Here is a 13,672-nt window from a genome sequence, read left to right as displayed (position 1 = left end):
TACAATGTGAAGCATAGACGAAGTGATAGAGAGGGCGATAAATATGACATTTAAGGTAGCATTCATTGGCGCAGGCAGTATTGGTTTCACACGTGGACTACTTAGAGATTTATTAGCTGTACCCGAATTTCATAATATCCAAGTGGCTTTTACAGACATTAACCCACACAATTTAGAGATGGTGACGGAGCTATGTCAACGTGACATTCATGAGAATGGCTTATCGATTCAGATTCAAGCGACGACGGATCGCAGGGAAGCATTGGAAGGGGCCAAGTATGTGCTTTGCACAATACGTGTAGGCGGTCTAGAGGCTTTTGCAACAGATGTGGACATTCCTTTGAAATATGGTGTGGATCAATGCGTTGGTGATACATTGTGTGCAGGGGGCATCATGTACGGTCAACGTGGCATATCTGAAATGCTTCGCATTTGCCAAGATATCCGCGAGGTTGCTGCGCCAGATGTCACATTGTTGAATTACGCGAACCCGATGGCGATGTTGACATGGGCTTGTAATAAATACGGCGGTGTACGTACGATTGGACTTTGTCACGGTGTCCAGCATGGCCATCATCAAATCGCAGATGTTTATGGCTTGGATAAGAAAGACGTGGATATTATATGTGCTGGCATTAACCATCAAACCTGGTATATCCAAGCTTCACATGAAGGGAAAGATTTGACAGCAGGCTTATTAGAAGCATTTGAAAATCATGCCGAATATGCACGAACAGAGAAGGTTCGTATCGATATGCTGCGCCGCTTTGGCTACTATAGCACCGAGTCCAATGGACATTTGAGTGAATATGTTCCGTGGTATCGGAAACGGGCAAGTGAAATTGGGGATTGGATTGATATGGGGTCTTGGATTAATGGTGAAACAGGCGGATACTTACGTGTGTGCACGGAGGGACGACGTTGGTTTGAGACAGATTTTCCGAACTGGATGAAAGATCCCGCATTCGTCTTTGCGAGCGAGAAACGAAGTGAAGAGCATGGCTCTTATATTATCGAAGGATTAGAAACAGGCCGCGTCTATCGTGGGCATTTCAATTTGGTCAATAAAGGTGTGATCTCGAATTTGCCGGATGATGCGATTATTGAAGCGCCAGGCTATGTCGATCGTAATGGTATCTCGATGCCGCATGTTGGTGATCTGCCATTGGGGCCAGCGGCGGTGTGTAATGTTAGCATTTCTGTTCAGCGTTTAGCTGTAGAGGCGGCTGTGCATGGGGATGATCAGCTGTTGCGTCAAGCCTTTATGATGGATCCACTCGTTGGAGCTGTCTGCAATCCGAAGGAAATTTGGCAAATGGTAGACGAGATGCTAGTTGCCCAAGAGGCGTGGTTACCGCAATATGGTGCAGCGATTGCTGAAGCCAAACAGCGTCTTGCAGCAGGAAACCTCATTCCGACGCGTGACTATGAAGGGGCTGCTCGTGTGAAGGTGAAAACAGTCGCCGATATGCAGCAGGATCGTGAAGCCGCCAACAAGAACGCAGGGGAAGCGGACAAAGGGAAGGATCGCGCGACGACTACGGCGTGAGGTTCGTTTATTTTCAAGTATGTTCATATGGGTTCTTTTCGGGTATAATTAGTGAGTAAGTGAAGGGCCGCTTGCGGTCCTTCTTTTTTCATTTGGAGCTGGAAGCGTTTTATTACGAAAGGGGAAAGTCAGATGTCTAATATTGGCGTATGGGAAGCTGCGGAACCAGGCGTGACTCGTTGTATTTTGAAAGCAGAAGTAGGTTTAATGATGATGGAGGTTCACTTTGAACCAGGAGCAATTGGCTATCAGCACAGTCATGTTCACGAGCAAATGTCATATTGCTTGAAAGGCAAAATCGAATTCACAATCGATGGTGTTGTTACAGTTATTGAACAAGGCCAAACGATTTATATACCAAGTGGTGCTAAGCATGGTGTTACCGCATTGGAAGATTCAGCACTCTTAGATGTATTTACACCGATTCGCGAAGATTTGGTGAAACGATAACCAGTTGCGTCCGCAACTCTACCATAAACGATAAAGGAAGGGCTGAGCCTTATGCAAAATAGCGGTAAATTTGCTTGGACATGGACGATTCGCGAAGAAGATCTTGAGGAATATGTGAAGATGCACTTGGCTCCTTGGCCAGAGATTATGGAGGAGCATAGTAAAGCGGGATTCCGAGATTACTCCATTTTTCAAAATGGCGCGCAGTTTTTCTATGTATTTTTGTGTGATGATGTAGAGGCTGCTTTCGCCTACCTCGCTGAGAGTGAAGCATGTAATCGCTGGAATGCCATTACTTCCAAAATGGTTGTAGGATCCTTCGATTTCCGTGAAGCTGTTCCAATTACGCCGATGCGTGAGGTTTTCTATCTAAAATAAGTGAGATAAGAACAAGGATGCCTAGAGATTACTCTAGCATCCTTGTTTTGTTTTCGGACTATTTACCAGAGCTGGAATACTGTGGTTCTTGGGGAATAGAAACCTACTTGAAGTGCTACTAGGATTGGGATAGTATGAATAGCAGAGCAATGTACGTTGAAAGGGACGTGAGAAATGAATAACCTCAACTTCACATTATTATTGAAAGCATCACGATTTCGGGTTATTCCAGTGATGGTTATTCCTGTCGTTTTAGGTGGATTAGGAGCAATCGTTTGGAACGATACATTTCATCCGATCTTATTTATTTTAACCTTCATTGGGTCCATCGCTGCACACTTATTCTCGAATATGATTAATGACTTATGGGATTTTCGTAATGGCATTGATACGGCAGCCAGGGAAACTGCTTCAACAATTTCGACGAATTCAGGGTTTCTTGCTAATGGTACCATATCAGAGCGAACGTTTAGTTTTTTGACATGGTCACTATTTGCTATAGCTCTTATTTGCGGTCTTATCTTAAGCGTTAGCAGCGGCTGGCTCGTACTTGTTTTCGGAGGTTTAGGTGCTTTGATTGCCTACTTCTATGTGGCCCCGCCTATTAAATTTGGCTATCGCGGCAAAGGATATAGTGAAATTGCGATATTACTTTCGTTTGGTGTACTACCTACTTTAGGCAGTTATTATGTGCAGACCATGCAGGTAGATTATCGGCCTATTTTGCTATCTTTGCCAATCGGCTTATTGACGACTTTAATTCTATTTAATCATCATTTCCTTCACTGGAAATCAGATCAAAGTGCGGGTAAGCGAACGCTAGTTGTTGTCTGGGGCGAGAAACGAGCACTCGTATTTTCTAAATTTTTATTTGTATTATCCTACTTGGCATTGATTTTGTGCGTTGTTATGGGTGTGTTTCCTTACTATGCCCTTCTTGCATTAGTGACAGCCGTACCATTTTATCGGGTATATCGTAATTTGAAGTCAGAGAATCCTTCTCCCGCTTATCTGCCATTAATGGGTGCTTCCCTAAAAGCAACAACAAGAGGCGGTTTGATCATGATGCTCGCATTGGTCGTCAAAGCTATTTTTCAATAAAAAATATATCACAACAAAGTGAGGTCATAAGCGATGAGCAAACAATTCACAATAGGTGATTTTCATACCATCTTATCTGAGGGTGAAGTTTGGAAAATAGGTGGATTCCCGATGCCAGATGGCTCCTTCTGGGAATTCAGAGAGCCGAATGCGACGATTATTGTTCGGAATGGCATTCTATATGCCCGTGCACCGCTTAGCCGCAAAAATGACTATGTACAATTTCTAGATAACGCCAAACATATGTATTATTCAGCTCAAGATGTTGAGGTACCTGAAGAAGGAGAAATTTCCTTCGAGCTGCAAATCCGCGCTCGCACGCAGAACACAGAGCCGAACGATTTATATGATGGCTTTGTCTCTTTGAATTTGCTTGATTTTACAACAGGGGCAGCGCTGGATTTCTTTGCTGGAAACGACAAATATGCGAGTGTATATGCCGTACTTCCATTTCCAGGCGTACAAGTTCCAGAGACGGACAAAACGCGATTCTTCTGTATTTTCAAAGAGGAAACGAATTTCCAACCACGAGAATTCAACACGTACAAAATTACGTATCACCGCGGCAATGACGAAGTCATTTTCTATGTGAATGGCGAGGAAGTGCGACGTGAGAAGCATGTACCGATCAAATTCAATCGCTTCACAGTTGCCCTAGGCATGATGACGGAGAAGGATTTGACACCGCAAGGTAGTGTCTCCTTACATGGTCAGACGATTATAGGCGAGTGGTCGCCTGTGACGGTTACAATAGCGGAATAAGAAGGCATACATGAAGAGCTCGAACTTCGTTTCTGAAGTCGGGCTCTTTTTTGCACGCTCCTGCCTATGGGTGAATACACTGGAGTACTCAGCGATTAGGCTTCTTAGGAGGTACAGGTATGCGGAAATATACAGTCAAACAAGACCCTCGCGATTTTCGTGATTTCACATACAGGAGTGTCAATTATATTCGGGAATCACAACTGCCGGGGCAAATCGATTTGCGGGGTAAACTTTCGCCCGTTGTCAACCAAGGTTCTTTAGGTTCATGCACGTCGAATGCCATTGTAAGTGGTCTGAGAGAGTATTGGCTGCGATCCGAAGAAGAGAATCCAATGAGGTTATCACGTCTTTTTCATTACTGGCATGAACGTGAGTTAGAAAATACGGTAGAGCTTGATGCAGGGGCGACAATCCGCGATGGTATGAAAGTGTTGCAGAAAACTGGCGTATGTCCAGAGGAAGTATGGCCGTATAAGATTGCAAATTTTAAAGAAACACCGGATTATCAAGCGGAGTCACTTGCTAGATATTATCGCATTGAAGGCTATCATCGGATTCATGATTTAGCAGGGATGAAGGCTGCGCTTGCAGATGGCTCACCTGATGTATTTGGCATTTGGCTGTATGCCTCATTTGAGAATAAGACAGCTGCTAAGACGGGTAAAATCCCCTATCCGAATCGGAAAAAGGAAAGACTACTAGGCGGTCATGCACTGCTTGCAGTTGGCTATAAGGATGGTAAGGAAAAAGGAAAAGGCGTTATTATCGCCCGAAATTCATGGGGAACGGCTTGGGGAGACGCAGGATATTGCTATATTCCTTATTCTTTTTTCAGAAATAAATCACTAACTTTTGATTATTGGACTGGTAAATAAAGTTGTTTTATTAGAGGAGGCCTATTGTGATGATGAGTGTTGAAGATGCGAACAAGATAATAGCTTTCTTATCAGCAGCCTATTTCGCGACCTCAGATGCGGAAGCACAGAAGGAATTTAATCGATTAGCAAATGAAGTGAGGAAAGCTTCGGGACAGCAGCCGCAATGAGTGTAACGGAGGGAATATCAATGAAACGAGGGACAGCACTCATGCCAAAAGACCAACTGAAATTGCTCATACTCATATTATTTGTATTGCTAATCCTATTTCTTTGTTTATTCATATGAAAAAGAAAAAACAGCCGCTGCGCATTTCACGCAGCGGCTGTTTCGCGTTCAAAAACCTTTGTACTGAGGCTCTTCATTTTCTAACTGCTGGACGCGATTGGCTACTTGATCAACGATTTGCTGAGTCGATTGGGCAGCTGTCTCGTATAATTGCTTGGCCTCTTGATTTTGTGTACTTAGGGCGAAGGTTTCAAGACTGGCTTGGGCACTTTTTAAGGATGCCAAGGTGGTTTTAACGTCTGATGCTACTGTCATGTCGTATACACTCCTCAATTTTGATAATGGATGAGAACAAATCATCGACATATGTGCTCTCCTGTTTGCGGTTGTTAATATGCCCCCATAGTGTTTGATACATGTTAACAAATAAATCCAATTTAGAGCAATAATAGTTAGGGTTCAAATGACACATAATGTAGATATTGAAAGTTGAAGAAGGGGGAGGAATGATGTGCCGGACTGGATACTTATTGCGATTCGAGCATTAAGTACCTTGATATTTCTGTTTGTATTGACGCGGATTCTAGGTAAAAAACAAATTTCTCAGCTCACTTTCTTTGAATATGTCATTGGCATAACGCTTGGGGATTTGGCCGGGAACATCTCGACCGACGTCGAAGCAAATTATGTACATGGTGTTATCGCGATTCTAATATGGGTACTTGTGCCATTAGTGCTGGAAATATTGACGTTAAAGAGCAAGACCCTTCGAGTCTGGTTTGAAGGCAATGGCAGGGTTCTCATCAAGGATGGCAAGATTCTAGAAGGTAATTTAAAAAAAGAACGCTATACAGGTGATGAATTACTTGAACAGTTGCGTACGAAAGGTGTATTTCGAGTGGCGGATGTGGAATTCGCAATGCTGGAATCCAGCGGTGATTTGAGTATTCTACTGAAGAGTGAGAACCAACCATTAACGCCAAAGCATGTAGGGCTAAAGCTAGCCATAGAGAAACCGACTCAAGCCGTTATGATGGATGGTGTTATTCAAAATGAGCCCTTAGCTGCAGCTGGTAAAAGTAGAGGTTGGCTGCAAACAGAACTTGAAAAGATGGGTGTGGCCAAAGAAAATGTATTTCTTGGACAGGTCGATACGCATGGTGAATTATCCGTTGACCTTTTTGATGACCAATTAGTCCTACCAGCATCTACCGAACGACCTGCCGTACTAGCGTGCTTGAAGAAATGCGAAGCAGACCTAGAGTTGTACTCATTAACGACGAACAATTCTGAAGCTAAACAGATGTATGAAAGCTGTTCCGTTCAGTTAACTCAAATTATCCAGCAGGTACATACGATTCTCAGAGCTTAGGCTTTGAGGGAATAGGAGTAAGTCATGCCTAACAACAAGAAGAAAAACTTAACGATGACACAACAGGAGTATCAAAAGTTAGCTAAACAGCAAGAACCTAAAAGACCTGTACTCAAAAATTGTGGCAGAGCCTTTCTGGTAGGTGGGACAATCTGCTTAATCGGTGAATGCTTTATGCATATGTTCATTAATTACTTTGGTTTTACCGAGAAGACCGCCGGCAACCCGACCGTTGCTGTTATGATTATTATTTCGGTGATCTTAACCAGCTTTGGCATTTACGACAAAATCGCACAGTGGGCAGGTGGCGGAAGCTCTGTCCCAGTTACCGGGTTTGCGAACTCTCTCTGTTCTGCAGCTATTGAGCATCGTGCTGAGGGACTCGTTCTCGGTGTTGGCGGTAACATGTTTAAATTAGCAGGTTCAGTCATCGTTTTCGGAACAGTGGCGGCCTTTTTTGTAGGGATTGCACATCTGATCTTCACGGGGGGCTGAGGAGATGCTGAAGGGACACCAAAGCTGGCTTTTCGAGAATCGGCCTGTCATTCTTTCAACAGGTACTGTTGTGGGTCCTGATGAAGGAAAAGGACCGCTCAATGAGGATTTTGATATCGTTCACGGTGATTTGACAATTGGTCAAAAAACGTGGGAAAAAGCGGAGAAAGCGCTGCTAGAAGAAGCCGCTCAGCTTGCACTGAAGAAAGCTGGTCTTACCGACGGCCAAATCCAATTCTATGTTGGAGGGGATCTGATGAATCAGATCATCTCCAACACGTTCGCTGCGCGGACATTGAATATCCCTTATCTAGGGATATTCGGTGCTTGCTCCACGTCGATGGAAGGGCTGGCGCTAGCCGCGCAACTAGTTGATTCTGGCGCAGCCAACCATGTTATGGCTGGGACATGCAGCCATAACTGCACGGCGGAGAAGCAATTCCGTTATCCGACGGAATACGGGTCGCAGAAGCCGCCGACGGCGCAGTACACCGTCACTGGCGCTGGCGTCGCCGTGCTTGGGAAGACCGGGGACGGCCCTGTCGTCACCGCGGCCACGATCGGACGCGTCGTGGATATGGGGATCACGGATCCGTTTAATATGGGCGCTGCGATGGCGCCTGCCGCTGTCGATACGATTCAAACACATTGTCGCGAGTTGAATCGCGACCCTTCTTATTACGATCTTATCGTGACGGGGGACCTCGCATCGGTGGGGATCAGCATTGCACGCGAGCTCTTTAGTAAGCATCAATTCCCAATCGAGCAAACGACTTATAATGATTGTGGATTAATGATCTTTGACCGAGAAACACAAACCGTCCAAGCAGGGGGGAGCGGATGCGGGTGCTCTGCTACAGTGACCTATGGGCATTTATTAAAGCGCATGGCAAAAGGAGAATTGAAGCGAATCCTCGTTGTCGCAACGGGGGCTTTGCTTTCACCGATTTCATTCCAACAAGGTGAAAGCATTCCCTGTATCGCACATGCTGTTTCCATCGAGTCTGGAGGTTTATACGTATGAGTTTTTTCTGGGCATTTGTTGTTGGAGGAGCCATCTGTGTGCTGGGGCAGCTAATGATGGACGTTGGGAAATTAACACCGGCCCACACCATGAGCACATTGGTTGTGCTTGGTGCCATAGCCGACGGTTGCAATCTATATGAACCGTTGATTGCCTTTGCTGGCGCTGGTGCGACGGTGCCGATTACGAGCTTTGGGAATGCCCTTGTTCATGGTGCACTGGAAGAGCTGCATAAGGAAGGGTATATAGGCATCATTACAGGTATTTTCAAGGTGACTAGCGCGGGGATCTCCGCCGCGATCATCTTCTCCTTTTTAGCTGCCTTGTTTGTGAAGCCCAAGGGGTAAAGCAGGGCAGATGCGGAAGGCTAAATATGAAGTGAAAAAAGGACGCCGTGAGGCGTCTTTTTCGTTTGTGCGTATAGTGTCGCGGAGGGTGGTGGCTGTCTAGGGACGTTACGGGAGGAATAACTGGAAAAACTCCATTTATCCTGATTTTATAAGCATTGTATACCGAAACAGCTGTACATTTTACATCTAAATCAATTAGCGACTCATCTGCCTGAACGTATAACTCAACGGAGCGCATTCACACAGGAATTCAGGTCAGTCAACAAGCACTACATTCTCTCACGAAATCCACCTGACTATCCACCCGATTCGTCCATTTTCGTAACCAAACAACCATTTATTCTCCTCGCACCTTCAGTAATTTATCCAAGGCTCATTTACGTGGTTAATTTTAACAAATAACTTTAGAGGATTTACAAGTATACGGAAGAAAAACTTTCCTGTAAACTAGATTTACGTACATTTTGTTTGTTTTCTGAGCGAAACAGAAGATGAAGCAGGTTGGTACAAAAAACGTCATGTTTACGCATACAAGATTTACGAAAACTCAGTAGTGCTTACGAAGCAAGTTTTGCAAGCAAAACTCTAAGGAGGATCAACACATGGAAACTGCCACCCAGCATCATGTAGAAGTACTAGCTAGGCTGAAAGCAAATTTAGAATCATGTATTCTTGGCAAAAGTGCCGAAATTGAATTGTTGCTTACTGCGATGTTGGCAGGTGGTCATGTTCTGCTTGAGGATGTCCCAGGGACAGGGAAAACTGTACTCATTAAAGCACTTGCGAAATCGATTAATGGGCAGTTTCGCCGTATTCAATGTAACCCGGACTTATTGCCAACGGATATAACTGGCGTATCTATATATCACCCCAAAAAAGAGGAGTTTCTTTTCCGATCGGGGCCGATTATGACAAATATTTTACTTGTAGATGAGATTAACCGTGCGACAACCAAGACGCAATCAGCTCTTCTTGAAGCAATGGAAGAACAACATATTACGGTAGATGGTGATTTGCATGAACTTCCATCCCCGTTCCTCATGCTAGCAACTCAGAATCCAATTGATTTTGAGGGAACGTATACTTTGCCAGAGGCACAATTAGATCGATTTATGATTAAGTTGAGCCTTGGCTACCCGAGTGAAGCAGCTGAGAAAATGATGATAGCTTCCCAAAGCAAAGTACATCCGATGGAAGCGCTGAATGCTATTGTAGATACGAAGCAAGTGCTTGAAATTCAAGAGCAGGTTCGCCTAGTGCATTTGGATGAAGCAGTTGCTGATTACTTAGTCACAATCTCGAGAAAAACACGCGAGCATCACGCGGTCTTCCTTGGTGCGAGTCCAAGGGCTACGCTATCGTTGGTATTAGCCTCCAAAGCCTATGCCTTCTTACATGGCCGTGATTATGTCATCCCAGATGATATTAAATATTTAGCTCCTTTTGTACTGGGTCACCGTATGATCCTTCAAATGGAAGCGCGTATGGATGGCGTTAGCATTGCCTCTGTGCTCGCGACGATTTTTGAGCAAGTACGGGTTCCGGTTAGATTGGAGAAGTGAGCCTATGAAACGACCGGTATTCAAACGATTCGGGGAACTCACCCGGCTTCCGGCACCATTTTGGCTACTTATAACTTGCTTGGCAGCTAGCTTGTTATTCATGCTATTTCAAGGCGGCAAGTTGGCTTCCATGCTGTTCATAACGATGACATTTTTAACTGTCTATTTACTTTCAGGAAATTGGAGCGGCATCAGACGTGTGCAAGGGACTCGGAAGCTTACGAATACAAGCATAGAGGCCAAACTGGAGGCAGGACAATCTTTACAAATTGGGCTCGGTGTCCAATTACCAGGCTACTGGCCCGTTCCCTACGTGATGATTAAAGATCAGCTCATACGTCAGAATGGAGACGAATCTGTGTTCGAAGGATCTATCGTGCCAGACTGGAAACGACGGGGGGAATTCACGTACAGCACGCCGCCACTTCGGAGAGGGTATTATCGTTTCGGAGAAACCGAATGCTTGACCGAAGATATTTTTGGCTTCTTCCAGCATAAGGGTCGATTAGATCTGCAACAACCGATAACGGTGTATCCGCAAACCGTTATGATCCGCGAATGGGCGCAATTTCATCAAATGCTCAAAGGCATGCAGCATCACTCGACGGCGACGAGCGCACACCGTGAAACGACTCAAATCAATGGTGTTCGGGAGTACATTTATGGCGATCGACTTTCACGTATTCACTGGAATGCGACCGCGAAGACCGGGACTTGGAAGTCGAAGGAGTTCGAGCGAGAATCTTTGCCGAAAACCATTGTTTTACTGGACCGAACTGCTCGAGCATACCGAGATGCGGCCGAGTTTGAACTAGCGGTGTCTGTTGCAGCTTCCTTATTCCGATACGGAACGGGACGAGAAATGGCACTTGGCTTACTGTCGATCGGCAAGGAATTTACTTATTTTGAACCGAAGCACAGTCAGCATCATTACAAGGAAATTGTAAAACATCTCGTTGGTGTAGATGCGGATGGTTATCAAACGCTCAGCCAAATTCTGAAGGAACGCTCGCAGGATTGGCCTGCTGGCAGCTTAATTGTACTCATTTCCCCGCAAAAAGGGAGCGCAATGCTGCAGATGTTTCAGCAAATGGCACTGCTTCAAATGAAGCCATGTCATATTTGGATTCATGCCCAAGAAGATCAAGCTTTCAGCCCACAGGGTGTGGAACATATTTCCGCACATGAGGATTATATTAAGGCCATTCGCTCGCAAGGCTATATGGGGTATGAAGTAAGTCAATTAACGGACTTGCCTAACCTCTTGGGAGGGGCGAAACGGTATGCCTAACACATGGTGGAGCAGAATTCTTCTTAAAGATTGGGCTTTGCGTGTATCTGCGATATTCGTGGGGATATTCCTATACCAATTTCTGATTTGGATTATGAAAGAAGATGGGTTGTGGCTACCAGAGACGGTTTCGTTCGTTACCTGGACCTTAGTTCTTACGACAGCGACCTACTGTATTCCCAGAATAAAAGACGGCCTACGAGCGTTTCTCCAATTCGTTCTGATTATCTGGTTTCATGGGTTGGGTATGGGCTATCACTGGGTAGCTGTAAATATGACAACTTGGAAAGAGGCGCTTCGCTTTATTGGGCTTAACGCGGGGCAGCTTGAACCGTATATTTGGTTTAGCTTGGGAGCATGGATCATCTATTTATTCGCAATGTGGTCCGTGCAATCAAGGTTCCGTATTGTAGTCCTCATCTTTGTTAGCATTTTGTTTTTTGCTGTTCGTGATTCCTTCAGTATGATTTTTCTATGGCCTCAAGTGGCGATGATTATGCTTTGTGGATTTCTGCTCTTAATTGTGAGACATTTCTCTCAATTGAAGAAGAAAGCGCCAGACGTTTGGGAAACGATTTCTGATTACCCGTCGTCATTTACTGTTCCTATTCTTATTCTAATTGGTGTAATTACTTTAGCTGGCGTTTTCGCTCCGACAGTAAACCCTATACTGACAGACCCTTACACAGCTTGGAAAGTAAGTCGAGGGGAAACGGTGCCGTTGCTTGGCAAAGGGGTTAGTATTGCCGCATCGACCGCAGATGCTTCATCTGGCTATAGCCGAGATGATAGTCGACTTGGTGGTGGATTTCGATTTGACTACACACCGGTGATGACCGTTGAATCTACCAAACGAACTTACTTCCGTGGGGAAACCCGATCGATGTATAATGGTAAAGGATGGGAGCTTGGACCAACGGAGAAGAGATTGCCTGCGTATCGGGTGAATTTGAATCCGTTACCGCTTGATCCACGATTTGATGTATCCCAATTGAAAACACAGGAAGTTACACAAAGTGTTGTGATGGAGAGAGATGAGACGTTCCCGGTCATATTCGGGGGCTATGCCATTCAGAAAATCGTGGAAATCAATCAAGGCGAGAATCCGTTCCAGCGTATCATTTGGACACCGCGACAATCGGAACTTCGATTCACGGGACGATCTAATTATCCCAAAGATTACTCGATCGTTGTCCAAGAGCCGATTCTAGAGGAAGATCTACTGCGACAATCGCAGCAAGATTTTACCAACAAACCGGAATGGGCTGAATACTTGCAAGTTCCTGTCGATTTACCGGAGCGAGTGAAGCAGTTAGCGCTAGATATTACGAAATCCGCGACGAATCCTTATGATAAAGCAAAGCTGGTTGAGAAGTATTTATCGGAACATTTTCCTTATACGAATACGCCGGATGAATCGAAGGGGAAGAGCAAGGATTTCGTGGATCGGTTCTTATTCGAAGTGAAGCAAGGCTATTGTGACTACTACTCGACGGCAATGGCTGTTCTCACACGATCGCTTGGATTGCCTACTCGCTGGGTGAAAGGATACTCCTCTGGCGCTTCATCGATTGCTGATGACATTCGCGAGCAGGGTATCTTGAGCCAGTTAGGAGCAACGATTGATTTAGATGGGGCGGGCACCTACACGGTTCGCAACTCCGACGCGCACTCCTGGGTGGAAATTTATTTTGAAGGCTTTGGATGGATTTCATTCGAGCCAACTTCCGGCTTTGCTTTGCCTAACGTATTCCCTGAAGCAGCACCTGTTGTAGAAGATATACCGACAGACACAGAAACTAGCACATTGCCTGAAGAAACGACAGAAGCAGCAAGTTTCACATGGCTATGGCTGACATTAAGTGGTGTAGTGGTAGCAGCACTTCTTACTGTTGCTGTATTCTTCTTAGTAAGAAGCGAAGCGTGGCACAATTGGCGTACTCGCAGGAAGCAGCTGCAAGTCGTGAATTTTAATCAGAAAATCATCGTTGAATTTGAAAAAATGCTCCGTGCTTGCCGTCGTAAAGGGTACACCCGATACGAATATGAAACAGTACGTGAAGCAACCACTAGGTGGTCAACACAGAGCAAATGGATGAAGAAAGAATTGGACGCATTAATTGAACTGTTCGAACGAGCCAAATACAGCCAATTAGCTGTATCTGAAGTCGAATATCAACAAGCAAACCAATTAATTGTCCGTGTCAAAGAACAAATAAAATGATGAGCCG

15 protein-coding genes are annotated in these 13,672 nt (G+C 45.0%); 14 read left to right on the top strand and 1 reads right to left on the bottom strand.

The window, feature by feature from the left end; genetic code table 11:
* Positions 1 to 43 precede the first annotated feature (43 nt).
* The 7 genes from melA to HQN88_RS02785 all read left to right on the top strand — a co-directional run bounded on the left by melA (position 44) and on the right by HQN88_RS02785 (position 5,288).
* A complete protein-coding gene (gene melA / locus HQN88_RS02815) occupies positions 44 to 1,549 on the top strand; it encodes an alpha-glucosidase/alpha-galactosidase (protein WP_173108693.1) in 1,506 nt (501 codons plus the stop codon).
* A 132-nt stretch (positions 1,550 to 1,681) separates the two neighbouring features.
* On the top strand, positions 1,682 to 1,999 hold the full coding sequence (locus HQN88_RS02810; RefSeq protein WP_057314467.1) for a cupin domain-containing protein: 318 nt from the start codon (positions 1,682 to 1,684) through the stop codon (positions 1,997 to 1,999).
* 51 nt (positions 2,000 to 2,050) lie between these two features.
* Positions 2,051 to 2,377, top strand: a complete 327-nt coding sequence (locus HQN88_RS02805) for an L-rhamnose mutarotase (protein WP_173108692.1) — start codon at positions 2,051 to 2,053, stop codon at positions 2,375 to 2,377.
* A 174-nt stretch (positions 2,378 to 2,551) separates the two neighbouring features.
* Positions 2,552 to 3,478, top strand: a complete 927-nt coding sequence (locus HQN88_RS02800) for a prenyltransferase (RefSeq protein WP_173108691.1) — start codon at positions 2,552 to 2,554, stop codon at positions 3,476 to 3,478.
* Positions 3,479 to 3,511: 33 nt separating this feature from the next.
* A complete protein-coding gene (locus tag HQN88_RS02795; RefSeq protein WP_173108690.1) occupies positions 3,512 to 4,240 on the top strand; it encodes a DUF6081 family protein in 729 nt (242 codons plus the stop codon).
* A 119-nt stretch (positions 4,241 to 4,359) separates the two neighbouring features.
* A complete protein-coding gene (locus HQN88_RS02790) occupies positions 4,360 to 5,118 on the top strand; it encodes a C1 family peptidase (protein WP_173108689.1) in 759 nt (252 codons plus the stop codon).
* A gap of 29 nt (positions 5,119 to 5,147) precedes the next feature.
* Positions 5,148 to 5,288 (top strand): N-acetylmuramoyl-L-alanine amidase, encoded by a 141-nt coding sequence (locus HQN88_RS02785; RefSeq protein ID WP_173108688.1) that lies wholly within the window; start codon positions 5,148 to 5,150, stop codon positions 5,286 to 5,288.
* Between the two features lie 167 nt (positions 5,289 to 5,455).
* On the opposite strand, the gene HQN88_RS02780 is transcribed toward HQN88_RS02785, so the two are convergent.
* Positions 5,456 to 5,662: a DUF1657 domain-containing protein gene (locus tag HQN88_RS02780; RefSeq protein WP_171635169.1), complete on the bottom strand. Its 207-nt coding sequence runs from the start codon at positions 5,660 to 5,662 to the stop codon at positions 5,456 to 5,458.
* A gap of 196 nt (positions 5,663 to 5,858) precedes the next feature.
* Here HQN88_RS02780 and HQN88_RS02775 point away from each other — a divergent pair, with 196 nt between their 5' ends.
* The 7 genes from HQN88_RS02775 to HQN88_RS02745 all read left to right on the top strand — a co-directional run bounded on the left by HQN88_RS02775 (position 5,859) and on the right by HQN88_RS02745 (position 13,665).
* Positions 5,859 to 6,719, top strand: coding sequence for a DUF421 domain-containing protein (locus tag HQN88_RS02775; protein ID WP_173108687.1), 861 nt, complete (start codon positions 5,859 to 5,861; stop codon positions 6,717 to 6,719).
* Between the two features lie 24 nt (positions 6,720 to 6,743).
* On the top strand, positions 6,744 to 7,214 hold the full coding sequence (gene spoVAC, locus HQN88_RS02770) for a stage V sporulation protein AC (protein ID WP_171635171.1): 471 nt from the start codon (positions 6,744 to 6,746) through the stop codon (positions 7,212 to 7,214).
* 4 nt (positions 7,215 to 7,218) lie between these two features.
* Positions 7,219 to 8,238, top strand: a complete 1,020-nt coding sequence (gene spoVAD, locus HQN88_RS02765; RefSeq protein ID WP_173108686.1) for a stage V sporulation protein AD — start codon at positions 7,219 to 7,221, stop codon at positions 8,236 to 8,238.
* Positions 8,235 to 8,585, top strand: coding sequence for a stage V sporulation protein AE (gene spoVAE / locus HQN88_RS02760; protein ID WP_056609845.1), 351 nt, complete (start codon positions 8,235 to 8,237; stop codon positions 8,583 to 8,585). The genes spoVAD and spoVAE overlap by 4 nt, the downstream gene beginning before the upstream one ends.
* Before the next feature lie 605 nt (positions 8,586 to 9,190).
* Complete coding sequence (locus HQN88_RS02755) at positions 9,191 to 10,150, top strand: AAA family ATPase (RefSeq protein ID WP_173108685.1); 960 nt, start codon at positions 9,191 to 9,193, stop codon at positions 10,148 to 10,150.
* Between the two features lie 4 nt (positions 10,151 to 10,154).
* The gene (locus HQN88_RS02750) at positions 10,155 to 11,441 is read left to right on the top strand and encodes a DUF58 domain-containing protein (protein WP_173108684.1); all 1,287 of its coding nucleotides are present in this window, start codon (positions 10,155 to 10,157) and stop codon (positions 11,439 to 11,441) included.
* On the top strand, positions 11,434 to 13,665 hold the full coding sequence (locus HQN88_RS02745; protein ID WP_173108683.1) for a DUF4129 domain-containing transglutaminase family protein: 2,232 nt from the start codon (positions 11,434 to 11,436) through the stop codon (positions 13,663 to 13,665). The genes HQN88_RS02750 and HQN88_RS02745 overlap by 8 nt, the downstream gene beginning before the upstream one ends.
* Positions 13,666 to 13,672: the final 7 nt, after the last annotated feature.

This window comes from Paenibacillus qinlingensis, assembly GCF_013204845.1.
Classification (GTDB): Bacteria; Bacillota; Bacilli; order Paenibacillales; family NBRC-103111; genus Paenibacillus_E; species Paenibacillus_E qinlingensis.
Note: the sequence above shows the minus strand (reverse complement) of the source record. Positions and strands in the feature narration are given on the sequence as shown.